The sequence below is a fragment of the Thermoplasmata archaeon genome (assembly GCA_035532555.1).
Lineage (GTDB): Archaea > Thermoplasmatota > Thermoplasmata > Lutacidiplasmatales > UBA184 > Lutacidiplasma.
On record DATKQS010000017.1, the window covers coordinates 73677 to 94679 of the forward strand.

Genomic DNA, 21003 nt, shown 5'->3' on the forward strand with positions numbered 1-21003 from the left:
GGCCGCGGGGGACGGGGTTCAGCCGAACCCGGGGAGGTCCCGGTCGCGCTCGGCCGCGGCGGCCCGTTTGGCGTACGGCTCCGACGCGATCCCGAGATGGGTCGCTAGCTGTTTGAACGTCTGCGCGAGCTCCGCCACGGACCGCGCCATCGCGCGCTGCTCCGTCCGCAGATCGTTGAGCTCCTGTCGGAGGGCATGAAGTTCGGCCTCCCAGCGCGCGGGGTCGGAAGCGGGGCTTGTCATTTCGGTGGCTCCGGGGAGCGCGATTCCGTACCGCTACATAGCGGCCGCGTAGGAAGCCGGACTATCGTGTGCCGTCCGGGCCGAACGGGCTCTCGCTGCGCCCGCGCTCCTCGAACGCGATCCAGTCCCCGGCCCCAGGGGAGTAGTCGACCCGTTGGAGCTCGACCACGAACTCCTTGAGGAGGTCGGAACGCGCGGGCCAGAACGAGACGCGGTAGATGTAGATGCCGAAACTCATGAACTCGACGATCCGTCTCAGGACCTCGACGAGGTCCTCCCGGGGCACGGTGACCCGGAGCGACGTCTCCCCCAACATCTGGGCGAACTCGTCGACATCGAAGGGGCGCTCTAGACTGATCAGGGAGATCGGGGCGGAAGTTTCGGGCGCGCCCGGCTTCGATGGAGCGCTGGCGGGCGGGGTGCCCGGTGGGGCTGCCGGGATCGCCGCATTGCTCGGGGGTCCTTTCACGAGCGTGGCGGGGTCCTTGGCCGGGTACTTATCTAGAACTAGGGAGGCGTCGCGACCCACGAACCTGGGGCTCGCAGGAGCTCGGGTGCGGGTAGGCGCGCTCTTGGGCGGGATCCTCGGCCCCTTGCGTCCCGGCTTTGCCCTTCGTTTCCCTACCATACTCGATGCTGCCCCCCGGAAGGCACTAACCGCCAGGGGTACGTAAAAGGTAGGGGGATCCTGGGAAGGGACCGGGGCATCCGAGGCGGGCTGGCTAGCCTGACATTGAGGAATGTAGCGATGAAGGCCATGCGAAACTACGTCACGGGAGCCCACTATTGTAGCGACTTTGACGACAACTGGATTAAGTAGGGTGGGGTTTCATCCCATCCTAGGTCGGCGGGGAAACCCTAGGACCGAAGGAAGAGGTAACGAACATGCCAGCACGTGTGATGAAGGAGTTCCAGGCGCCCCGAGGTCTGCCCCGGAAGACCGCGTCGGTCTGCCCGGAATGTATCAAGGTTATTCCGGCGGTCGTCCGTGAGAAGGATGGCCGCGTGATCATGGAGAAGACGTGCCGCTCGCACGGGTACTTCTGGGACATCATCTCCAACGACGTCGACTTCTACCTGCGCATGGAAGTCTATGCGCACGACGGGGTCGGCTACGAGAACCCCTACTACGACAAGTTCCGGGGCTGCCCCACCACCTGCGGTATGTGCAGCCACCACAAGTCCCACACCGGTCTCGCCCTGATGGACCTGACCAACCGCTGCAATCTGAAGTGCCCGGTCTGTTTCGCGAACGCGAACGCCGCGGGGTACGTCTACGAACCGACCCGCGAGCAGATCCACTTCATGCTGAAGACCCTCCGGGAGCAGAAGCCCGTGGGAGCGGTCGCCGTGCAGTTCAGTGGTGGAGAGCCGACGCTCAGCCCGCTGTTCCTGGATGCCGTTTCCATGGCCCGGGATGCCGGGTTCAAGCAGATCCAGGTCGCCACGAATGGGATCCGCTACGCGAACGAGCCCGGGTTCGCCCAGGCGTCGCGCGACGCGGGACTCCACACTCTGTACCTCCAGTTCGATGGCCTGGACGACGAGATCTACCGGAAGGTGCGCGGCGTTCCGCTGTTTAAGGTCAAGCAGAAGGTCATCCAGGCGGCGCGCGAGACGCACACCTCCCCCGCGGAGCTGGCCCAGGGCAAGCCGGACAAGCCCATCTCCGTCGTGCTCGTCCCGACGCTGGTCGGCGGGTTCAACGAGAAGGAGATCTGGCCGACCGTCAAGTTCGCGATCGACAACCTGGACGTCGTCCGGGGAGTCAACTTCCAGCCGGTGGCCCTCACCGCGCGGATTCCCGACAAGGACCGCTTCCAGATGCGGTTCACGCAGTCGGACTTGGTGCGGATCCTGTGCACGGACGGGCCGTTCGAGAAGTCGGACTTCTTCCCCGTTCCGTCGGTCGCCCCAATCTCGGAACTGGTCTCGATCATCCATGGAGAGGAGAAGATGACGCTGACCACGCACCCCGGATGCGGGTGCGCGACGTTCGCGTTCATCTCGCAGGACGGTCAGAAGATCACACCGCTCCCGCGCTTCATGGACGTCGACGGCTTCTTCGAGAGCGTCGAGGGCATGATCGATAAGTACCGGGACGCCCGCTTCTCGCGGGTGCGCACGGCCGTCGCCGGCGCTCGCCTGCTCCACGATGTCGCGAAGTTCTTCGACTTCTCGCGGGCCCCGGAGGGCCTCAGCGAGAAGAACTGCGTGAAGGTCATCGCCTCGATCTTCACCGAGGGGAACAAGGAGGCCGTCGCGAAGTTCACCTGGCGGACCCTCTACATCGGGAACATGCACTTCCAGGACGCCTACGACTACGATATCCAGCGCCTGATGCGCTGCGATATCCACTACTCGGTCCCCGATGGACGGATCATTCCGTTCTGCTCGTACAACTCCGGTCCGATCTACCGGACGGAGGTCGAGAAGAAGTTCTCGATCTCCATCCCAGACTGGCAGCGCGCGAAGACCCAGTCGGGTGCCACGCTGAAGACCATCGAGACGATGGGAGTCAACGGCGAGGTCATCGTCGACCCCGAGTACTACAAGATCCGGGCGCTGAAGAGCGCCCCGGGGATGTCGTCGACGTAGGTCGGCGCCCGGCGCTCACCGGTCCAACCCCTTCTTCCTTCTCTATTTTCCAGCGGCGGGGAGATCCTCGGGGGGCCCCCGCTCGAACAGCACGGCTCCCGGCACCCGCAGCCGGAGCGCGATCGGGGCCGGATCGGTGGCCTCCGCGCGTAGGCGGCGATCGATCTCGCGCCAGAGCGGGTCGGAGCGCTGCGACCCTTCGGGCCCCCGGACCGCCTCCTTCGGATGGAAGTGGAGCCAACGGAGCCCCGCCTCGACATGCTTGCACGTGCCGAGACCGCGCCGTGCAAAATCGGCGCAGGTGCACATCGCGCTCGACCGATCGGGGTACTCCGGTAGCAGCACGAGGTAGTGGGTGTCGTGCATCGGGTTGCGGACGTCCAGCATGGGGTAGTACGAGCCCGGGTGCCGCCGGATGTCCAGGGGTTCTTCGAAGGCCCGTGCTCGGCGCTCGGCCATGTCCTCCCGGTCATCGCGCGGAGGAGGTGCGCGCGCAGGGGGCCATGCGTCCCGAGCCATCGATGGGTACAACGTCGTCGGGCCTATTTGGCCCCCTCCTCGTCGCGGTTATCTCTCCGGCCCGCTGGTGGGTGCCCCGATGGAGTCCGCGCCGACCGCCCGTCGAACGCCCCGTCGTCGACTGAGCAAAAACGCGCGGGTCGGGATCGGCCTCCTGCTCACCTTCCTCGGGCTCGTGTTCCTGGTATCGCTCCTTCCGACGGGCCCCTCGGCCCTCTCGACCGCCCTCCCGCTCGCCGCCGCTGGCATCCTGGCGATCTGGCTCGGCGGGATCCTGCTCGGCCGCGCGAACGCGCCTTGATCCGGACCATGTTCGGAAACCCCTGGCGTCTCGTCACGGTCGATATCGACGGCACGCTGACCCTCATCCATGGCTGGAGGAGGATCGCCGAGCGGTTCGGCCGGGAGTCGGAGTATCGGAGCTCGAACGCCCGTTTCCAACGCAAGGAGATCGGCGAGGACCCTCATCTGACGGACCTATTGGGGCTCGCCCATGGACACACGATCGCCGAGGTCGTGTCGGTGCTAGAGGCGACGCCCCGGCTCGAGGGGATCGGAGAGGGGATCGATGAGTTGCATCGAGCAGGTTCCCGGGTGGCCCTGCTCACGCACAACCCACCGTACGTGGCCCGCTGGTACGCCCAGAAGTTCGGATTCGACGACCTGGAGGGTACCCCCGTGCCCGAGCCTGCCCCGGGCGGTCCCATCCCTCTCCCCGGGCCCGTCCATGCCGACAAGAAGGGAGGGCTAGAGCGCCTCATCGCCCGGTTCGGGGTGTCCCCGTTGGAGACCGTTCACGTAGGGGACGGATGGTCGGATGCGGAGCTCTTCCCGCTCATCGGGGCAGGCGTCGCGGTCAACTCCTCCTACCCCGTGGTGGATGCCGCCGCGGACCTCGTGTTCCACGTGCGGGACTTCCGCCCCGTTGCCGAGGGCATCCTCGGGCTTGGGCCGCGGGTGAAACCTGCTCCCCGCCCTCGTGAGGGTTGATATATCACCGGGGTCGACTCCCGGTCGCATGGCCTACGTCCTCCTGCGATCCGTCCATCCGACCCGGCTGACGATGCAGCTGCCGCAGGAGGTGGCGGAGATGATCGGCCTCGACTCGGGCGGCCCCGGTAAGGGCACCGGTCACTCGATCTCCTTCCTCGCTCGTGGCCCCGGCATCGCCCGGATCCTAGCGACCGCGTCCTTTCGAGAGGCCCTCGCGATCGAGGTCGTTCGCGATCGGTTCGTCGCCTCCACCCGACCGGGAGAGAAGTTCCTGTTCTCGGTCCCCGCGAGCCTCCTGCGCCATCTCGAGATCGAGATCGGGGTCCGCGGTCCCCAGCTCGGTCGGGGCACGGACGACCGCATCCTGTTCCTCATGCCCGAGGACGAGTATCATGACGCATGTGCCTCCCGAAGCAAGGGGGTGCCCTGGGCCGGTCCCCTCGGGGGCGGCCGAGCCCACATCTACGTGGTGAAGGCCGTTGCTCCGCTCCCCCGCGGCCTCGCGCAGCTGGCGGAACTGGAGCGCCGGATCGAGGAGGAAGAGTGGCGACCGGGGGTCGCCGCCCTCCAAAAGGTCGGGCGCGCCCGGTGAAGCCGAGACGGGCACGGCCGACCCTTCTTGGAAGGTATTAATAGAGTCCGACGGGATGTAATCATAGATGAGCCGGTCCAACCGCGGCCACCGCCGCTCCGCTCGCTCTGCGAGGGGTCCCAAATCCAGCGGGGGCGCCCACTCCACCCCTCATCCCAAGCCGACGCGCGCGGCACGTACCCCGAAGGTCGCCCGGACCACCGGGTCGGTCGCCCCGCCTCGGGCCGCGGGACCCACGGCCACGGACGATGCGCTCAACTCGGTCATGGACGCGTTCTTCGGCCCGGTCGACCACGATTCCCTCGCGAAGGCGATCCGCCGATCGATCGGTCACGACGGGATGCGGCCGGAAGACGCCCGGACCATCGCTTCGCACGTGCTGAACTTCTTCGGGTTCAACGCCCGCATCATCGACAACGTCCTAGAGCCGGACGACCGCGACACGTTCTACATGCTCGAGGACAGCGGGATCCTAGAGACCGAGCGGGACGAGACCACGCTCTACGACGGACGGGAATGGCGCATCCATTACTGGATGTTCCGCAAGGAGCGGATCTTCGGCCTCGCCCGCGAGGAGACCGAAGCCATGGTCGCCGCGGGCGAGCAGGACGTGATCTATTCGACGAACCTGAACCGCGCGATGGCCTTCCGGCTGCCCCACGGGGAGACGGGCACCGGGCTCGCGGCCCATGCGGTCTATCACGAGCTCACGGACGACATCTGGATGGAGCGCCGGCAGAGCCCGGCCGTCGCCCCCGAGGTGGAGGTCGAGGTCCCGCCCACCCGACGTCGCTCCAAGAAGGTCCTCGCCGCCGACTGAGTCTTCGTCTCCCGGGCCCGGCCAATCGTTAATCGCCGGGTCGCGTCCCGGTCGGTGATGCGACGCTTCCTCCTCCTCACCCACCGCGTTCCCGTGCACGGGGAGTTCACGCTCAACGACCTCGCCGGAGGAGGAGGTCGGATCGACGAGATCGCTCGCGTGGTGTCTACCGCATTCACCCTGTCGAACGACCTGCGTAGGGACACGGAGCTGACGATCGTGTTCCCGGCGGCCTCCCCTACTGAGGCGCGGCGCATCCGGCTCGTGGGCTCGCGCCTGCGCCACCTCAATCCGGACGAGCGATCCACCGCCGCCCTGCTCAAGAACGCGCTCGTCCGATCGATCGCGTTCCCTTCGGACTTCGAGTCCTCCCCGGGACTGATCGTTGCGGCGGCGGATCCGGTCGAAGAGCTCCGACGCTTCCTCGATCTCCCGAACGTGGTCTGGCTCATCGAAGGAGGGGGACCGCTGCGGGAGTGGAAGGGGAACCCCGCGGAATTCTCGGCGGTGCTCTGCGACCCGTACGACCCGACCGACGGAGAGCGGGAAGTGCTCGCCACGAGCGGAGCGGTTCCGGTCTCCGTCGGACCGCGCTCGCTCCGGTCCTCCCAGGTGATGGATATTGTCCACAATGAGCTCGATCTGAGGGAAGCGGCCAGGGAGCCCCCGACCTAGTGCGCGGGAAGCGCCTTCGAGGCCGAGGGCGGTCGGCCGAGGGCATCCCGGACGGATTGCGGTTTGAGGCCCCCGACCACCGCGGTCAGCCGAATCACTTCGCGAGGCTCCTCGTGCGTCCGGGTGCCCACGACGATGTCCCGCGGATTGCCGAGCCTCAGTCGGAAGCTCTCCAGCAGCCGCTCGAACGTGTCGAGGGTCATGTTGGAACCCCCATCCATGTGGATCAGCGCCGAGGGCCGATCCGTCAGCTCGTAATCGAGCAGGGTCTCGCGCATCGCTTGCTCGACCAGGCGCTCCGGCTCGGAGTAGTGGCGTTCTCCCCAGACGAGCGTGGATAGTCCGGCGGCTCCGAGGTGGGTCTTGATGCTGGCGACGTCGACGTTCATCTGGGAAGGGTACTCGACCATGTCCACCAGGCTCGAGACGAGGCCGTGAACGTAGGCGTTGCGCAGGTGGAGCACGCGCGGGAACGGTAGGCCGCGGAATCTCAGCAGCTTCTCGTTGGAGAGCGCGAGGAGGAACCCGCCCATCGCCTCGAGCTCCGCGAGGCTCTCCTCCACGTTCTCCCGCCGGCCCGGGCTCGCGAGCTCGTGGTGGAAGGGGAGGAAAGCGACCGGGACGGGCATCGCTCCGGTCTTGCGCAGTTCCTGGGCGAGGTAGGGCAGCAGCGCGCTGCCGGTGCCGCCGCCGAGCCCGGCGAGGAGAAAGACGATCTCAAACTCGGAGACGCGCCGAAGGATCTCGGGCGTATTGTCCTCCACCGCACGCCTCGCCGCGAGCCGGTTGCCTCCCGAGCCACGGCCCTTGAGCTCGCGCGCCCCGATCAGGATCCGTTGCGGGATGTCCATCCCATCGAGGTGGCGGGCGTCGGTGTTGATCGCGAACGATCGGACTCCGGGCAGTCCCAGGCTGAGGAGGTCGCGGACGGCGTCGCCGCCGGCACCTCCGAGCCCGACGATCGCGAAGGAAGGGTCGGCATGGAGGGCGGCCCAGGCGTCCGGGGAGCTATCGAGCATGGGCCTTCGCGCCTAGGTCGACGAACTTCCGCCGGCCGTCGCGCGCGCTTCGGAGCGGGGGACGCGCGCGGGAACGGAAGGGTGCTCGAGCCGCTGACGGATGTACTCGCGGACCGCGGAGCGCACCGCGTCGTCGACCGACACCGAGTTCCCATCGCGCACGAACTCTTCGAGCTCGCGGTTGTCTTGGCGGGATAGTTCAACGACCACCTTGCGCACGTTCGGTGGCGGGAGATGCATCTCTACGTACCGCTCGAGACCTTCGCGGATCGTATCGGAGATCGTGGCCGTGCCGGTCGTCTTCTGGATCTGCTTGAGCTTCTCGACGAGATCCTGAGGAATGCGGACGGTCACCCGTTCTGACGTATCGGTCATGTTCGTCAGACACCATTGCTCCCTTTGTCAGACGAATGGCATATCCTTCCCGAGGCTTAAACGTTTGTTTGGATGGCGTTCGCTCGAGGGCTCCCCGCCGAGAAGCTTGGGCGAGCGAGCAGCCCTCGGGCCGAGGAGGAACGCGCTCTCGACCGGCGGAAGGCCGGGCTCTCGCTCGAACGAACCCGATCTCAGTGTCCGTAGCGTCGCTGACGGGTCTGGAACGTTCGGATCGCCCGGAGGAAATCGAGACGTGTGAGGCCCGGCCACATGACGTCGGAGAAGTACAGCTCGCTGTAGGCGGACTGCCACAGCAGGAAGTTGGAGATTCGTTCCTCCCCGCTCGTACGCAGAACGAGATCCGGATCGGGCAGGTCCGAAGTATAGAGATGATCGGAGACCATCTTCGCATCGATGGTTTCCGGATCCAGGCGTCCGGCCCGAACCTCCCGGGCCAGGACCCGGATCGCCTCCACGATCTCGTCGCGGCCCCCGTAGGCGATCGCCACGTTGTACCGGTAGCTGTCGTAGTCCTTGGTCGCCCGCTCGGCCACCTCAATCGCGGCTTGGACCCGGCGAGGTAGAATCTCCCGGTCTCCGATCGATCGGACCCGGATGCGGTAGCGGTGCACGCGCTCGTCCACCGCGATGTCGCGGAAGCTCCTCTCGAACAGGTCCATGAGGTCGTCGACCTCTTCCGGGGAGCGGGAGAGGTTCTCCGTGGAGAGCGCGAAGACCGTGAGGACCCGGATTCCCACCTCGAGGCACCAATCGAGCAGCTCTTCGATCTTGTCCTTCCCCTTCACGTGACCTTCGGCGGTGAGCATCCCGTGCGCGGAGGCGAAGCGGCGGTTCCCATCCATGATGATCGCAAGATGTCGTGGGACCGGGCTCTTCCGAATGAGCTCCAAGAGCCGCCGCTCGGTCGCCTCTCGCAGGGCCTCCCCGAAGAGGCCGGAGAGGGACTTCGAAGTCGGGGGATCGGGCGCGGTCACGCTAGGTGGAGGGGACACGAGGAATAACGGTGCTGGGAGCGCCGACGCGGGGGGGAGCGCCCTGGTCGGGAGTTTCGGCACCGGGGGCGCACCCGCGGAGCCTTCGAACCCGAGTCCCAGGCTCGACAGACCTAGATCCTAGACCACTAGACTACCAGGGCAGCAAGGAGGCGTACTCGCACCATGCTATGAACCTTACCACCGTCGGCGCCTCGAACGCGTGCCCGGCCAGATTCCGCGGGCGGGGCGTGCCCATCGAGCCGTTGCGTTATGTATCGGTTCCGGCCGTTGATTCGAGGCGGAACGGACCATGACGACCTTCACGGCGTGGCTGCTCGCCATTCTGGCGGTCATTGGCCTGTTGCTCGCGCTCGACCATCTCGGAGTCGACGTCGCGGGCTCGATCTCCTCCGGCGTACACGCCGTGGAACACGTGCTCAACCGCCCGCTGTAGGCGCCCGCACCCTCGCCCTACCCGCGGGCGAGGACCCGCATGACCGCATCCAGGAACGAGGAAGCGCGGATGTCCGGTTCGAGGTGATGCTCCGCCATCTCGGTAAGAACTTCCGCCTCGTGTCCGATCGGCGGCACCAGCGCGGTCAAGAGCCCGAGCCGCCGTCCCGCCTCGATGTCCAGCCAGCGGTCCCCAACGATCGCGCTCGCGGCGAGATCGATGCTACGCTCCGATCGAGCGCGTTCGAAGAGCTCCGTTCTCGGCTTCCGACACTGGCACCCGGTCTCGGGCGCGTGGGGACAGTAGTAGAATGCATCGATCCGCGCGCCCGATGGGGCGAGCAGCTCGTTGAGCCGGTGGTGGATCGCCTCCACGATCTCGCGCGTGTACAGGCCCCGCTCGATCCCGGATTGGTTGGTGACGCACAGGATCTGGTAGCCATGATCGCGGGCGAGCCGCAGCGCCTCCCCGACCCCCCGGTACACCTCGAGACGCGCCGGGTCCGCAAGATAGTGAAAGTCGGGAACGAGCGTGCCGTCCCGATCGACGAAGAGGGCCCGGGCCCGTCGATGCTCGACCGGGCGCTGCGCCACCGTCGGGACCGTCATCGGGGAGCGGAATTCGACCGCCCATAAGGGTTCATCCCGTCGTGGCGATGCCGGGCATCGCCCATGCCGGCCGCATTCGTGGATCGAACGGCCGCGACCGGATTCGACTCCGCGTTCCCCCGAGCCGTCGCGCAGCTCGCGGAGGACGGTCCGATCACCGTCCTGTTCTCGGGCGGGCTCGACTCCTCGCTCATCGCGTGGGAGCTGCGCGAGCGCGAGGAGACCGTACTGTGGTCCGTGGGCCAGGAAGGGAGTCCCGACCTCGAAGCGGCCCGCTCGGCGGCTGAGGTGATGGGATTGGCCTGGCAACACGCGACGCTGACCGGGGCCGACGTCGAGGCGGCGCTCGAGCGCTTCGCGGTGGAACTACAGGGCGCCGAGGGCCCTCCGCTCGACGTGGCGGTCGCATTCGCGCTGGCGCTGGATCGGGCCCCGACGACCCGCGTGCTAGCCGGACAGGGGGCCGACGAGCTATTTCTGGGGTACGCGCATTTTCGCAATCTCACCGAGGAGCAAGCGGCCCGACGGGCGGAAGCAGACCTGCGGCGCCTCGTCGACTCGGAATGGCCCCGGGCGCAGCGCATCGCGGAGCGCGCGGGCCACCTCCTCGCCGCGCCGTTCTTGGAGCCGGACGTGGTGCGCGCGGCCCTCGAAACCCCGCTCGCGGAGCGCATGCCGGGCGACGTTCCCAAGCAGTGGCTGAGGGACTGGGCGATCGCCCGTGGGCTCGCTCCGGAGATCGCATCGCGCCCGAAGCGAGCGATCCAGTACGGCTCCCGGGTCCAGCGCCTCCTTCGAGAGCTCCGACCCCTATCGCGAAGCCGTTAAGGTCCCTGCCCCGTCGAGGCCCCGGGCGGTCGCGTTGCTCGGCACTCTTACCGCAATCATCGGCATCCTCGCCACGGTCGCTCTATCGTGCGCGGCGGTGCTCCTCCGATCGCTGACGCCGGCGGCCGGCGCGGTCGCGGCCGTCTTCGGCTCCTTCATCGTCGTCGTCGGCGGGTTTGCCTTCCTCGCGCTCCTGATCCTCTTCGTCCTCGCCGGATCCCTCGCGACTCGGTACCATATCGCAGAGAAGACCCGGGACCACCTCCAGGAAGGGCAGCATGGCGAGCGAGGGATCTCCAACGTCCTCGCGCACATCGTCATCCCCACGATCCTGGTGGGGATCTACGGACTGTCGCCGAGCGCGCTTCCCGCCTCGGCCCTCGCGTTCCTGTACACCGCGGCGCTCGCCTTCGGTGCCGCCGACACCTTCGCGAGCGAGTTCGGAGTGCTGGCCGGCCACGCCCGAAGCATCCTCTCGCTGCGCCCGGTGACTCCTGGTACGAACGGAGGCGTCTCGGCACGCGGCGAGGCCTGGGCGCTCGTGGGCGCCGCCACCACCGCCGCGATCGGGTTCCTCCTCTTCTCCCTCTTTTCCGCTCCCACGCCGCCGGTGGCGCTGTTCGTGATCGGTACCGCGCTCGCCGGGTTCGTCGGCTGCCAGATTGATTCCGTCCTCGGCGAGACCCTCGAGAACCGGGGCTACCTCACGAAGGGGTCGACGAACCTACTCGGGATGGTCTCGAGCGTGCTGATCGGCGGCGGCATCCTGGTCGCCGCGGGAGGGCACCTCTGACGCGTGCTCGGCGGCCTCTTCGCGGAAGCGTCGTCCTGCTCTCGGGGGGCATGGACTCTGCGACGTGCCTCGCGCTGGCGTCCCGGGAATCCCCTCCGGTGCACGCCCTCACGGTCGTCTACGGTCAGCGCCACATGCGCGAGATCCGCTGCGCTCGGGCTCTCGCCCGGCACTACGGGATCGAAAAGCACTCCGTGCTCGACATCCCGATCGGGCCGCTCCTCGACTCCTCCTTGACCGATCGCCGCCGGCCGCTCCCCCGGGCCGGGAAGAGAGGCCGAAGTGCCATCCCCTCGACGTACGTCCCCGCTCGGAACACGTTGCTGCTCGCGGCGGCGCTCGGTTATGCGGAGAGCCACCGGCTCGCGCGGATCTACCTCGGGGTGAACGCGATCGACTACTCGGGCTACCCGGACTGCCGGCCGGAGTACCTTCGCGCGTTCGAGCGTCTCGCCCGGCTCGCCACCCGGGTGGGCGTGGAGGAGCACCGGTCGATCCACATCCGTGCGCCGCTGCTCCGAAAGTCCAAGGCCGACATCGTTCGCTGGGGGGAACGGCTCGGAGTCCCGTGGCGACTCACATGGAGCTGCTACGCCGGCGGGGCGGAACCCTGCGGGGTCTGCGACTCCTGCCGACTGCGCGCCCTTGGGTTCCGGGAGGCTGGGGTGCGCGACCCGACCGTCCCTACGGGTCGAGCGGCGTGACCTCGGATCCGCAGAACGCGCAACGCTTCGCTCTGCGGTTGATCGTGGAGTAGCACTCGGGGCACTCCCGGGTCGTGGGCTTCGCCGCGGGGGTCCGGGCGGTCCGCCTACGCTCCACCCGCAACATCGGATAGACGATGATCACGAAGACCACGCCGAGCACGATCAGGAAGTTGATCAGGTCCTGGAAGAGAACCCCGAACGTGAAGGTGCTCCCGCCGACCGTGACGTTCCCGACGTTGTTGAGATTCCCGTGGAAGACGAGTCCCACGGCGGGGCTGATCACGCTGCCGGTGACCCCGCCCACCACGGTCGTGACCGCGATGCCGACGACGATCCCCACGGCCATGTTGGCGAACGAGGGGTTGCTGGCGAATTTCTTGAAGTCGGCCCACACCCCCATCGGATTCTTCGGAAGGGCCGTCCCCTCCGCCGGACCCGAGGGCCGGATTATAGACCCTTGGTTGTGACGTCGGGCGCGATCACATCGAGTCGAGCCGTGCGATGCCGAGGAGCTCGAGCGCGTTCCCGAGCGTCTGCCGGGTGGCGGCGACCAGCGCGAGCCGGCTCGGGCGATCCTCTCCCGACGTGAGCACGGGCACGGCGTGGTAGAACCGGTTGAACTGATCGGCGAGCTCGTGGGCGTATCCCGCGATGGAGTGGACGTGACCGGTGCGCGCGACGTCGCGGACGACCCGCGGGAAGCGGGCCAAGATCCGGATGAGCGCCTGCTCCTCGACCCCGAGGAGCCGCTCGACCGAGTAGGTGCTCCCGGGGTGCTGCTCCTCCGAGCGTTCGAGGATGCTCGTCGCCCGCGCGAACGCGTACTGGATGAACGGGCCGGACCGGCCCTCGAAGGACAGCGCGTCCTCCCACTGGAAGATGACGGGTTTCTCCGGGGCGACCCGGACGATGTGGTAGCGAATGGCACCCGTGGCGACCGCTTCCGCGATCCGTTCGAGGTCGGCCCTTCCGAGGTCGGGTCGGCGGGCGATGACCTCGGCGCGAGCCCGCTGAACGGCCTCCTCGATGAGCTCGTGCAACCAGACCGCAGTCCCGCCCCGGGTCGACATTCGACCCCCTCCGGGCACGGTGAGGTCCTGGTAGATCACGAACGTCGGGCGTCGCGACTCGCCGATCTCGGCGAGGAGCGCGTCGAGGGTCTTGGAGTGGAGCTGGTGATCCTGCCCGAGGACGTCGATCACGCGCTCGAAGCGGGCAAACTTGGACAGGTGGTAGGCGATGTCCCGGGTGACGTAGAGGCTGGTGCCGTTGGCGCGGGTGTACACGACGGTCGACGACTCCTTCGGGAGCCCGTACGCCGAGACATCGATCGCTCCGGCTCCGTTCGGCTGGCGTGCGGCGTGGGGCGCTCGGTCCAATCGCTCGATCACCCCGTCGACCGAGTGATCGTGCAGGAAGGATGACTCCCAGACGAACTCATCGAACCGGATCCCGATCCGGTCCAGCGCCGCCAGCATTCCAGCGAGGATCTTCTCGATCAGCTCGCGGTGGAGCGGCGGCGGGTCTCCGGATTCGATCTGCTGGACGAGGGCCGCGACCTCGGTTTGGGCGTCGGGATGTTCCTTGAGGTACGCGTTCACGAACGGATACGGGCGTCCCAACCGCGCGTCCTCGCTCATGCCCTCGGGGGGGGACGCGGCGGCTCCGACGGCGATCTCGACCGGCCACTCCGACGGCGGCTTCGACCAGATCCACGTGATCATCGCGGCCTGCCGTCCGAGATCATCCACGTAGTACTGGGTCGTCAGCGGAGCGCCCGAGGCGCGCAAGACCCGAGCGAGCGTGTCTCCGACGATGCCGTTGCGCACGCGGCCAATGTGCAGCGGGCCGGTGGGATTCGCGCTCGTGTGCTCTACGCACGTGATGGTAGAGGTCGGCTCTCCGTGGCCGTAACGCTCGGCGCGCGCGAACACCCGGGAGAGCGTCTCGGTCGCCAGGAGCGCGGGGTCCACCCGGAGGTTCACGAAGGCGCCGGTAGAGGACACCGAGGCGACCCCCGGGATCGGAGAAAGGTGCCCGACGAGCGATCCCGCGAACTGCTCGGGAGCCTGCCGGAGGGTCTTCGCGAAGCGATGGGTCGGAAGCGCGATGTCGCCTTCCGCACCCCCGTCCAGATCGAGCATGGCCCGAAGTGCCTCGGGAGTGGTAGTGGCCCCAGCGTCACGGCAACCTTGGACGAGCCCGTCCACGATACGGTCGAGCAGCGCCGACCAGGGGTCGGGCGAGAGTTCGTTCGTCGGCGGTGACATTGCTTCGCACTCGTGGGGAGAACGCTTTAGCGGAAGGCCCGCTTTAACGATTCTCCATGGCGGGGCTTCTGCTCGTTCGGTACGGCGAGCTCGGCCTCAAATCTCCGCCGGTACGCCGCCAGTTCGAGCGCCAGCTGCGCCGCAACGTGCTCGACCAGTTCGTGGCGGAGGGGATCACGGGGCGATTGCGCTCCGACCGGGGGCACCTCTACGTGGAGGTCGACGATCCGGTGCGTGCGCTCCGGGTGCTCCGTCGCGTGTTCGGAGTCACCAGCGCGAGCGTGGTACACGAGGTACCGACCGAGCGCACCGCCGTCCGGGACCGCCTCCTCGAGCTCGCCGACCCGCTCCTGACCCCGGGCATCTCCTTCGCCGTGCGGGCGCGACGGACGGGAACTCATCCGTTCACCAGTCAGGAGCTCGCTCGGGACCTGGGCGCCGACATCATCGATCGGTTCGGCGACCGAGGTCTCAAGGTGAACCTGGATCACCCCGAACTCGAGCTGTTCGTGGAGGTGCGCGGACCTCGGACCTATCTGTACCTTGGACGGGAATCCGGACCGGGCGGACTTCCCTTGGGCGTTGCCGGCCACATCGTCGCGCTCGTCGACGGTCCCCGAGGCGCGCTCGGAGCGTACCTTCTGATGAAGCGGGGCTGCCGAGCGGCGATCGTGGAGACCCCGTCGGGCGCGGAAACGGTCGAGCGCGTGCTCCGGGTCTTCGATCCGCACCTGCGCGTCGAGCGCTCCGCCGCCGATCCGGAGTCCTGGGAGCCGGCACTCGCCCGGCTCGCTGAGGAATCGAACGCCGATGGGGTGGTGTTGCCGATCGATGTCGCCGGGTACGTCCTGGCCCGCGAGCGCTGGGGCGAGCGCGTCCTGTTCTCGCCGACCGTCGGATTGACGGAAGGGGAGGTGACGGATCGATGGGAGCGGATCACGGCACTCCTCGCGTGAGCCAGCATCGTCTGGACGGGTCGCCGCCGAAGGATCCGCCCTCGACGGAATCCCCTCCGGCGGAGGGAGCGCTTCCCGCCCCGAGCGCTCCCGGGAGCACCGGGTCGATGGTTCCTGGTGTGGATGACGCGGCGCTCGAGGAGCGCCGCCGTCAATGGGCCATCGAGCGAGCGCGTTTCGAAGCGGCCCATCTTCCGCCCCGAACCGAGGCGCCCGAGGTTGACTGAGCGTGCGCCTCGGACTCCCGCAACACGATGGGCTAGCCTAATAGGCACCGGGGGTCGTCGATTCGACACCCCCATTCCATGCCGATGTACACCGTTTCAGGCCGGTTCTATGCGCGCCGGGACGACTGGCAAGTGTTCCACAAGCAGCACGACGCCCCCACACCGGACCAGGCACGGGAGTGGGCGCTCAGCGAGATCGGAGGCTGCCATGGGATCCAGCGGCGGAACATCCGCATCGATACGATCGCCGAGGTACTGCCGGAATGAGCGCCGGGTCGCGCGAGGTCGTGACCGAGGAGCAGGTCCAAGAGGAGCTGATGCGCCTCGAGGCGTACCGCAACCAGCTCAACGCGCTCCTGCAGCAACACCAGCTGCTGGGCTCTTCGCGGATCGAGCACGACCGCGCCCGTGAGACGCTCGAGGCCCTCGACCGGCTGAGCACGGACAGCGAGATCGTCATTCCACTCGGCGGGGATGCCTACGTGCGCGGTAGCGCCGCACGTGGCACCCAGGTCCTCCTCGGCATCGGTAGCGGGGTGGTCGTCGAGATGGAACGGCCTAAAGTCGTCGAGATCCTGGCCCAGCGACTCACCCGGATCGATCAGGCCGCCCAGGAGATGGGCGAGCAGATCCATACGCTCGAGGAGCGCGTCGAACTGATCTCCCAACGCCTGGACTCGCTCTCTCGCGCACCGCCCCCCGCGGGTGGGGCGGGAGCCTCCGATGTGGGCGGCGCTTAAGGCGCGCCTGCGACGCTCCGCCGGCCCGGACCCCTCGTCCGAGCCTGCGACCTCCGAGACTCCCGCCGGTCCCGAACCCTCGGGCTCGTTGGCTGTTCCGATCGGCCCCGGCACACCGGCCCCCGCGGGAGCGACTCCGTCCTCGGCGCCTCCGGCGGAGGAGATGTTCTCGGAGGGAATGCTCGGCCGGAGACTGCGCGAGGCGACGCTGGACGAGATCTTCCAGGACCTCGAGCTCGTTCTATTGCAGGCGGACGTCGCGCTGCCCGTGATCGAGCGCATGGAGGCCGATCTGCGCAAGGAGCTCACCGGGCGCAAGCTGCGCTGGGGAGTGGACGCCGAGATGGCCGTCCGGGGTTGTCTCGAACGCTCCGCGCGGGCGATCCTTGCTCAGCCGGTGATCGACGTGGCGGCCGCGGCCCGCGCTCAGGACCCGAAGCCGTACGTCATTCTCTTCTTGGGCGTGAACGGGACCGGGAAGACGACCACGGTCGCGAAGATCGCGGGCTGGCTGCGCGAGCGCGGGCTCACGAGCGTGATCGCGGCCGGGGACACCTTCCGGGCCGGGGCGATCGACCAGCTGCTCATCCACGGCGAAAACCTCGGCATCCGAGTGGTGCGTCAGCAGGAGGGCAGCGACCCGGCGGCGGTCGCGTTCGACGCCATCGCGCATGCCCGCGCGAAGAAGGTCGATGTCGTCCTCATCGATACCGCCGGTCGCCAGAACACCAACGACAACCTGATCCAAGAGGCGAAGAAGATCCGCCGGATCGCGAACCCGAACCTCACCCTGTTCGTCGGGGACGCCCTCAGCGGTAACGATGTGGCCACGCAAGCCCAGCTGTTCAAGGAGGCGCTCGGCATCGATGGGATCGTCCTGACCAAGCTGGACGCCGATGTCCGCGGCGGGGCGGCCCTCAGCGTCGCCTACGTCGTCCACAAGCCGATCGTGTTCGTGGGCGTCGGTCAGAGCTACTCGGACCTCGCCGCGTTCGACCCGGATTGGCTCGTCCGGCGCCTGTTCTCCGAGGAGGGAGCCGGGTGACGGCCCGGATCGATGTGGTCCTCGTCCGACCCAAAGAGGACGGCAACGTCGGCGCGGTGGCTCGGGTCGCCAAGAACTTCGGCGCGGAGCGTCTCATCTTCGTCGCCCCACGCGCCAAGCTCGGAGTCGAGGCCCGTCGCCGGTCGATGGCCGGTCTCCCGCTCCTGAAAGCCGCGCACACCTACTCCACGCTCGACAAGGCCGTGGCCAGCGCGGACCTCGTGGTCGGAACGACGGACCTGTCCACCGGTCGGTCGACCGGCTACCTGCGCCGCTCGGTGAGTCCCGAGCGGTTGGGGGAGGTTCTCGAGTCCCTCGTGGGGCGCGTCGCGATCGTCTTCGGGCCCGAGGACAACGGCCTCTCCCGGACCGAGCTCTTGAGATGCGATCTGCTCGTCCACATCCCCGCAGGCCGCGAGTTCCCTACCCTCAACCTCTCCCACGCGGCCGCGATCGTGCTCTACGCGATGCATCGTGCGCGCCGCGGGCAGGCCTCCGAGAGCACGCCCGCCCCCGAGGAGCTCGAGATCAACGGCCCCGAGAAGGAGCTTCTCCTTCGGCGGCTCGGGGAGCTCATGGAGCGGACGGGCTATCCCGGGCACAAGCGACGGGGTTTAATCCTCCTCTTCCGTCGTGTCTTCGGCCGAGCCACCCCCACCGAGGCGGAGTTCCGCATGATGCTCGGGTTCGTCAAGGGGGTTGAGCGGTCGCTTCCCCGAAAGTAGCATGTCCGAGAACGTAGATTGGCTCCGGGCCCGCGGCATTGGCCGAGAACGCTTCGCCGGATACGTCGTCGAGTACCTGGGCAGCCTCGGCTACACGGTCGAGCGCACCGAGACCACCGAGCCGATGGAGAGCCACCTCACCGCCCACCTGAACAAGCAGAATCCTTCGATCCCGCCGTCGGCGAGCGACCTCATGTTCCGACTGTATCCGACGAGCGGCGGGGCCGCCCTGATCTGGGAGGCCCCTCGGGCCGTCGCCCCGGAGGACCGCGCCGGGATGGATCGGTTCGTCCGGGAGATCTCGCTGCACCTCGAGCGCTCCGTCGCGACCGAGAGCCACGCCACGGCGAAGGTCGTCCGTCCGGCCGAGTCGCGCCTCCCGTGGGTCGTCCCCTCCGCCGCTCCTCGCTGAGCCGGCATCGCGCGGACCCGGGGGCGGCCCTCGGATCACTGCCGAACCGTCGGCTCAATGCGCCCGGGCTCGGACGCGGCTTCCGCGACGAGCTGGGCCTCTCCCGGCGGTCCGGGGCTCTTTCTACCGAGCCCGACCACGAGCTGCACTCCGACCAAGATCAGGGCGAGGCCCGCGATGGTCCCTAGTGGGCTGTAACTGACAGACGTTGTATTTTGCGGACCTTCCGCAGAATCTCGCTGCTACTCTTGGTCCACACGAAGGGCATCGCGGTTTGATTGTGGACTCCCACGTAGTCTCGAACCGCCTGCCGGAGGTCCGGTACGCTACGGAAGCTCCCCCGACGAAGTCGCTTGGCCATCAGCTTGGAGAACCATCCCTCCACGGCGTTCAGCCACGACGAGTGGGTCGGCGTGAAGTGGAGATGGAACCGAGGATGGCTGTGCAACCATCGTCGTACTTCCTCGGTCAGGTGCGCGCTGTGGTTGTCTGCAATCGCGTGGACCTCGTATCCCTTCGGCGCCTCTCGGTCGAGGGTGGCCAAGAAGGAGATGAACTCCTGGTGGCGATGCCGACGGTGGAACTCCACCACCACACTGCCGGTAAGGGTCTCGAGAGCCGCGAACAGATCGATGGTGCCGTTCCGCTTGTATTCGTGGGGACGCCCCTCCGGGAATTCCTTGCCCATGGGTAGGACGGTTTGGATCCGTTCCAGTGCCTGCATCTGGGGCTTCTCGTCCACGCTGAAGACGATTGCCTTCTCGGGTGGATTGAGGTAGAGCCCGACCACGTCGACCAATTTCTCCTCGAACTTGGGATCGGGACTCAACTCGAACGACTGGACGCGGTGGGGTTGGAGGTGACGCGCCCTCCAAACTCGGTGGACCGTCATGTGACTGACGCCCAGGTGATCGGCCAGAGTTCGAGTCGACCAGTGAGTCTCCCCGGAAGGTGTCTCGTGGAGCGTGGTCTCCACGATCTTGTTCACCAGCGTCTCCGAAAGCGCCGGGGCGCCCGGTCGGGGGGCATCTTGGCGGATCCCTTCGACTCGGAGGAGCGCAAATCGCGACCGCCAAAGTCCTACGGTAACGGGATTGGTGCCTAACTCCTCGACGATGGCCTTGTTGGTCTTCCCTTCGGCAGCTCGAAGAACGATCTGGGAGCGGAGGACCAAGCGTTGCTCGGTGGATCTCCCCCGAGACCAGTGTTCGAGTTCTCGGCGTTCCTCGGGAGCGAGCACTATGGGTGGCGCAACTCGCATGAAGAAGGGATAGCGAGGCCGGATATAACGATACGCATTTCAGTTACGACCCACTAGGCCGATGGGCTCTCCGAGCAACAGGTGACCCCACAATACCCCGAAGATCGGCATCAAGAAGGTGACGCTGAGCGCCTGGGTCGGCCCGGCCACCTGGAGGATGTGGAAGTACAGCAGATACGCCAGCACCGTCGAGAGCAGGGCGAGGCCGAGCATCGCTTCGACCGCGAGCGGCGTGAACCGCGCGCTCGGGACCTCGACCAGGGCGAAGGGAAGGAGCATCGCTCCCGCCGCGAGCTGCTGGCCCATCGAGATGGTGATCGGCGGAACGTTGCGGAACTCGCGGTGGAGATAGAGAGCCGCGACCCCGTAGGAGCCGGCCGCCAGGAGCGAGAGGGCGACCGAGATCAGGATCCCGGTCGTCAGCGGGAACGGAGCGACGCCCACCGCGATCCCCACACCGACGATTCCCAGGAGAAGACCGAGGGAGGTGCGGCGAGAGAGCGCCGCGCTCAGGAAGGAGACCGCGAGAACGGTCGAGAAGATCGGAGCGGTGGAGTTGAGCAGCGCGGCGTACGACGCGGGCAGCTCGAGCTCGCTGATCGCGATCAGCGTGAACGGGAGCGCCGCGTTCAGCGCTCCAAGGATGAAGTAGGCCCTCCAGCGGCTTCGAAGATCGGGAAACCGCGTGCGCAGCTGGCCGGACGCTGCGATGTAGGCCAGTACCACGCCGGCGGCGACGAGGACCCGAAGGTCGATGAGCAACGCCGGCCCGAGGAGGGGGGAGGCGACCTGAATGAAGACGTAGGAGAGCCCCCAGATGGCGCTGAGCACGACGAGGTAGATGTACTCCCGAGCTCGCATCGCAGACTCGACGGCCGTCCGATGGAGCGCGCTCGGTGGAAAGCGATTATCACACCGCACTCCTCGCCCCGCCGTCGGCCCCGATCCCGACGAGGAAGGGGTCGACCCGGAACCGGTCCTCTCCCGAAAACACCCCTTTGAGGATATCTGGAGTACGGAAATTAGTTCCAGCCCCTGTCCTCGCCCCGACTCCTGACCAGCTCCAGTGGGCCCGAGCCCGCGCTCAGGCCCTCCGCTACCGTCAGCACATTCCTCTCCCTCCTCCCCCACCCCGAGCTCCCCCGCGC

At 67.5% G+C, this 21003-nt stretch carries 27 protein-coding genes, 1 tRNA gene and 1 pseudogene; 17 read left to right on the forward strand and 12 right to left on the reverse strand.

The annotated features are described in order from the left end of the window. Positions 1-18: 18 nt before the first annotated feature. Both VMV28_04645 and VMV28_04650 read right to left on the reverse strand, forming a co-directional pair. On the reverse strand, positions 19-243 hold the full coding sequence (locus VMV28_04645; protein ID HUZ79886.1) for a hypothetical protein: 225 nt from the start codon (positions 241-243) through the stop codon (positions 19-21). Positions 244-304: 61 nt separating this feature from the next. Beyond that, complete coding sequence (locus VMV28_04650; protein ID HUZ79887.1) at positions 305-712, reverse strand: hypothetical protein; 408 nt, start codon at positions 710-712, stop codon at positions 305-307. Positions 713-1128: 416 nt separating this feature from the next. Between VMV28_04650 and VMV28_04655 the strand changes: the two genes are divergently transcribed. Then, entirely contained in the window at positions 1129-2841 is a 1713-nt protein-coding gene (locus tag VMV28_04655; GenBank protein HUZ79888.1) for a radical SAM protein, read from the forward strand. A 42-nt stretch (positions 2842-2883) separates the two neighbouring features. On the opposite strand, the gene VMV28_04660 is transcribed toward VMV28_04655, so the two are convergent. Further along, on the reverse strand, positions 2884-3300 hold the full coding sequence (locus VMV28_04660; protein HUZ79889.1) for a hypothetical protein: 417 nt from the start codon (positions 3298-3300) through the stop codon (positions 2884-2886). Positions 3301-3439: 139 nt separating this feature from the next. On the opposite strand from VMV28_04660, the gene VMV28_04665 reads away from it, so the two are divergent. From VMV28_04665 to VMV28_04685, 5 genes and pseudogenes are all read left to right on the forward strand, one after another. Continuing rightward, positions 3440-3661 (forward strand): hypothetical protein, encoded by a 222-nt coding sequence (locus tag VMV28_04665; protein ID HUZ79890.1) that lies wholly within the window; start codon positions 3440-3442, stop codon positions 3659-3661. A gap of 8 nt (positions 3662-3669) precedes the next feature. Further along, positions 3670-4350 (forward strand): HAD family hydrolase, encoded by a 681-nt coding sequence (locus tag VMV28_04670; protein HUZ79891.1) that lies wholly within the window; start codon positions 3670-3672, stop codon positions 4348-4350. A 28-nt stretch (positions 4351-4378) separates the two neighbouring features. Further along, positions 4379-4945, forward strand: coding sequence for a hypothetical protein (locus VMV28_04675; GenBank protein ID HUZ79892.1), 567 nt, complete (start codon positions 4379-4381; stop codon positions 4943-4945). Between the two features lie 265 nt (positions 4946-5210). Continuing rightward, positions 5211-5501: pseudogene (locus tag VMV28_04680) on the forward strand (DUF6015 family protein). Between the two features lie 321 nt (positions 5502-5822). Next, positions 5823-6440: a tRNA (pseudouridine(54)-N(1))-methyltransferase TrmY gene (locus VMV28_04685; GenBank protein HUZ79893.1), complete on the forward strand. Its 618-nt coding sequence runs from the start codon at positions 5823-5825 to the stop codon at positions 6438-6440. On the opposite strand, the gene VMV28_04690 is transcribed toward VMV28_04685, so the two are convergent. The 4 genes from VMV28_04690 to VMV28_04705 form a co-directional block, all read right to left on the reverse strand. Then, entirely contained in the window at positions 6437-7459 is a 1023-nt protein-coding gene (locus VMV28_04690; protein ID HUZ79894.1) for a hypothetical protein, read from the reverse strand. The two genes, VMV28_04685 and VMV28_04690, sit on opposite strands and share 4 nt — an antisense overlap. Positions 7460-7471: 12 nt before the next feature. Continuing rightward, a complete protein-coding gene (locus VMV28_04695) occupies positions 7472-7834 on the reverse strand; it encodes a ribbon-helix-helix domain-containing protein (GenBank protein HUZ79895.1) in 363 nt (120 codons plus the stop codon). Between the two features lie 191 nt (positions 7835-8025). Further along, positions 8026-8829 (reverse strand): polyprenyl diphosphate synthase, encoded by an 804-nt coding sequence (gene uppS, locus VMV28_04700; protein ID HUZ79896.1) that lies wholly within the window; start codon positions 8827-8829, stop codon positions 8026-8028. A 57-nt stretch (positions 8830-8886) separates the two neighbouring features. Beyond that, positions 8887-8990, reverse strand: a tRNA-Asp gene (locus VMV28_04705). Between the two features lie 149 nt (positions 8991-9139). On the opposite strand from VMV28_04705, the gene VMV28_04710 reads away from it, so the two are divergent. Then, on the forward strand, positions 9140-9283 hold the full coding sequence (locus VMV28_04710; protein HUZ79897.1) for a hypothetical protein: 144 nt from the start codon (positions 9140-9142) through the stop codon (positions 9281-9283). A gap of 17 nt (positions 9284-9300) precedes the next feature. On the opposite strand, the gene VMV28_04715 is transcribed toward VMV28_04710, so the two are convergent. After that, on the reverse strand, positions 9301-9891 hold the full coding sequence (locus tag VMV28_04715) for an HAD family hydrolase (protein ID HUZ79898.1): 591 nt from the start codon (positions 9889-9891) through the stop codon (positions 9301-9303). Between the two features lie 63 nt (positions 9892-9954). Here VMV28_04715 and VMV28_04720 point away from each other — a divergent pair, with 63 nt between their 5' ends. Genes VMV28_04720 through queC form a run of 3 tightly spaced genes read left to right on the forward strand, consistent with a single transcriptional unit; the run spans position 9955 to position 12216 of the window. Further along, positions 9955-10719, forward strand: coding sequence for an asparagine synthase-related protein (locus tag VMV28_04720; protein HUZ79899.1), 765 nt, complete (start codon positions 9955-9957; stop codon positions 10717-10719). A 34-nt stretch (positions 10720-10753) separates the two neighbouring features. Beyond that, the gene (locus VMV28_04725) at positions 10754-11512 is read left to right on the forward strand and encodes a DUF92 domain-containing protein (protein HUZ79900.1); all 759 of its coding nucleotides are present in this window, start codon (positions 10754-10756) and stop codon (positions 11510-11512) included. Then, on the forward strand, positions 11509-12216 hold the full coding sequence (gene queC, locus VMV28_04730; GenBank protein ID HUZ79901.1) for a 7-cyano-7-deazaguanine synthase QueC: 708 nt from the start codon (positions 11509-11511) through the stop codon (positions 12214-12216). The genes VMV28_04725 and queC overlap by 4 nt, the downstream gene beginning before the upstream one ends. Here the strand turns inward: queC and VMV28_04735 are convergent. Continuing rightward, positions 12197-12619, reverse strand: coding sequence for an MscL family protein (locus VMV28_04735; GenBank protein ID HUZ79902.1), 423 nt, complete (start codon positions 12617-12619; stop codon positions 12197-12199). The two genes, queC and VMV28_04735, sit on opposite strands and share 20 nt — an antisense overlap. A gap of 79 nt (positions 12620-12698) precedes the next feature. Continuing rightward, positions 12699-14489: an arginine--tRNA ligase gene (gene argS / locus VMV28_04740; protein ID HUZ79903.1), complete on the reverse strand. Its 1791-nt coding sequence runs from the start codon at positions 14487-14489 to the stop codon at positions 12699-12701. A 56-nt stretch (positions 14490-14545) separates the two neighbouring features. Between argS and VMV28_04745 the strand changes: the two genes are divergently transcribed. From VMV28_04745 to VMV28_04775, 7 genes are all read left to right on the forward strand, one after another. Further along, positions 14546-15445 (forward strand): THUMP domain-containing protein, encoded by a 900-nt coding sequence (locus VMV28_04745; GenBank protein HUZ79904.1) that lies wholly within the window; start codon positions 14546-14548, stop codon positions 15443-15445. Next, complete coding sequence (locus tag VMV28_04750) at positions 15415-15672, forward strand: hypothetical protein (GenBank protein HUZ79905.1); 258 nt, start codon at positions 15415-15417, stop codon at positions 15670-15672. Before VMV28_04745 ends, VMV28_04750 begins: the two co-directional genes overlap by 31 nt. Positions 15673-15750: 78 nt before the next feature. Continuing rightward, on the forward strand, positions 15751-15939 hold the full coding sequence (gene rpl18a, locus VMV28_04755; protein HUZ79906.1) for a 50S ribosomal protein L18Ae: 189 nt from the start codon (positions 15751-15753) through the stop codon (positions 15937-15939). After that, positions 15936-16412 (forward strand): prefoldin subunit alpha, encoded by a 477-nt coding sequence (pfdA, locus tag VMV28_04760; protein HUZ79907.1) that lies wholly within the window; start codon positions 15936-15938, stop codon positions 16410-16412. The genes rpl18a and pfdA overlap by 4 nt, the downstream gene beginning before the upstream one ends. A gap of 163 nt (positions 16413-16575) precedes the next feature. Next, complete coding sequence (gene ftsY, locus VMV28_04765) at positions 16576-17457, forward strand: signal recognition particle-docking protein FtsY (protein ID HUZ79908.1); 882 nt, start codon at positions 16576-16578, stop codon at positions 17455-17457. Next, entirely contained in the window at positions 17454-18182 is a 729-nt protein-coding gene (locus VMV28_04770; GenBank protein ID HUZ79909.1) for a TrmJ/YjtD family RNA methyltransferase, read from the forward strand. The genes ftsY and VMV28_04770 overlap by 4 nt, the downstream gene beginning before the upstream one ends. 1 nt (position 18183) lies before the next feature. Continuing rightward, positions 18184-18594 (forward strand): hypothetical protein, encoded by a 411-nt coding sequence (locus tag VMV28_04775; GenBank protein HUZ79910.1) that lies wholly within the window; start codon positions 18184-18186, stop codon positions 18592-18594. 184 nt (positions 18595-18778) lie between these two features. On the opposite strand, the gene VMV28_04780 is transcribed toward VMV28_04775, so the two are convergent. Then, positions 18779-19855 (reverse strand): IS630 family transposase, encoded by a 1077-nt coding sequence (locus tag VMV28_04780; protein HUZ79911.1) that lies wholly within the window; start codon positions 19853-19855, stop codon positions 18779-18781. A gap of 39 nt (positions 19856-19894) precedes the next feature. Further along, positions 19895-20716, reverse strand: a complete 822-nt coding sequence (locus VMV28_04785) for a DMT family transporter (protein ID HUZ79912.1) — start codon at positions 20714-20716, stop codon at positions 19895-19897. Positions 20717-21003 lie beyond the last annotated feature (287 nt).

What these genes read in the sequence shown, in the direction of transcription:
- VMV28_04645 (HUZ79886.1), bottom strand. Translation starts at nt 243, where the DNA reads ATGACAAGCCCCGCTTCCGACCCCGCGCGCTGGGAGGCCGAACTTCAT.
- VMV28_04655 (HUZ79888.1), top strand. Translation starts at nt 1,129, where the DNA reads ATGCCAGCACGTGTGATGAAGGAGTTCCAGGCGCCCCGAGGTCTGCCC.
- VMV28_04660 (HUZ79889.1), bottom strand. Translation starts at nt 3,300, where the DNA reads ATGGCCGAGCGCCGAGCACGGGCCTTCGAAGAACCCCTGGACATCCGG.
- VMV28_04665 (HUZ79890.1), top strand. Translation starts at nt 3,440, where the DNA reads ATGGAGTCCGCGCCGACCGCCCGTCGAACGCCCCGTCGTCGACTGAGC.
- VMV28_04670 (HUZ79891.1), top strand. Translation starts at nt 3,670, where the DNA reads ATGTTCGGAAACCCCTGGCGTCTCGTCACGGTCGATATCGACGGCACG.
- VMV28_04675 (HUZ79892.1), top strand. Translation starts at nt 4,379, where the DNA reads ATGGCCTACGTCCTCCTGCGATCCGTCCATCCGACCCGGCTGACGATG.
- VMV28_04685 (HUZ79893.1), top strand. Translation starts at nt 5,823, where the DNA reads ATGCGACGCTTCCTCCTCCTCACCCACCGCGTTCCCGTGCACGGGGAG.
- VMV28_04690 (HUZ79894.1), bottom strand. Translation starts at nt 7,459, where the DNA reads ATGCTCGATAGCTCCCCGGACGCCTGGGCCGCCCTCCATGCCGACCCT.
- VMV28_04695 (HUZ79895.1), bottom strand. Translation starts at nt 7,834, where the DNA reads ATGACCGATACGTCAGAACGGGTGACCGTCCGCATTCCTCAGGATCTC.
- VMV28_04710 (HUZ79897.1), top strand. Translation starts at nt 9,140, where the DNA reads ATGACGACCTTCACGGCGTGGCTGCTCGCCATTCTGGCGGTCATTGGC.
- VMV28_04715 (HUZ79898.1), bottom strand. Translation starts at nt 9,891, where the DNA reads ATGACGGTCCCGACGGTGGCGCAGCGCCCGGTCGAGCATCGACGGGCC.
- VMV28_04720 (HUZ79899.1), top strand. Translation starts at nt 9,955, where the DNA reads ATGCCGGCCGCATTCGTGGATCGAACGGCCGCGACCGGATTCGACTCC.
- VMV28_04735 (HUZ79902.1), bottom strand. Translation starts at nt 12,619, where the DNA reads ATGGGGGTGTGGGCCGACTTCAAGAAATTCGCCAGCAACCCCTCGTTC.
- argS (HUZ79903.1), bottom strand. Translation starts at nt 14,489, where the DNA reads ATGTCACCGCCGACGAACGAACTCTCGCCCGACCCCTGGTCGGCGCTG.
- VMV28_04745 (HUZ79904.1), top strand. Translation starts at nt 14,546, where the DNA reads ATGGCGGGGCTTCTGCTCGTTCGGTACGGCGAGCTCGGCCTCAAATCT.
- VMV28_04750 (HUZ79905.1), top strand. Translation starts at nt 15,415, where the DNA reads ATGGGAGCGGATCACGGCACTCCTCGCGTGAGCCAGCATCGTCTGGAC.
- rpl18a (HUZ79906.1), top strand. Translation starts at nt 15,751, where the DNA reads ATGCCGATGTACACCGTTTCAGGCCGGTTCTATGCGCGCCGGGACGAC.
- pfdA (HUZ79907.1), top strand. Translation starts at nt 15,936, where the DNA reads ATGAGCGCCGGGTCGCGCGAGGTCGTGACCGAGGAGCAGGTCCAAGAG.
- ftsY (HUZ79908.1), top strand. Translation starts at nt 16,576, where the DNA reads ATGTTCTCGGAGGGAATGCTCGGCCGGAGACTGCGCGAGGCGACGCTG.
- VMV28_04775 (HUZ79910.1), top strand. Translation starts at nt 18,184, where the DNA reads ATGTCCGAGAACGTAGATTGGCTCCGGGCCCGCGGCATTGGCCGAGAA.
- VMV28_04780 (HUZ79911.1), bottom strand. Translation starts at nt 19,855, where the DNA reads ATGCGAGTTGCGCCACCCATAGTGCTCGCTCCCGAGGAACGCCGAGAA.
- VMV28_04785 (HUZ79912.1), bottom strand. Translation starts at nt 20,716, where the DNA reads ATGCGAGCTCGGGAGTACATCTACCTCGTCGTGCTCAGCGCCATCTGG.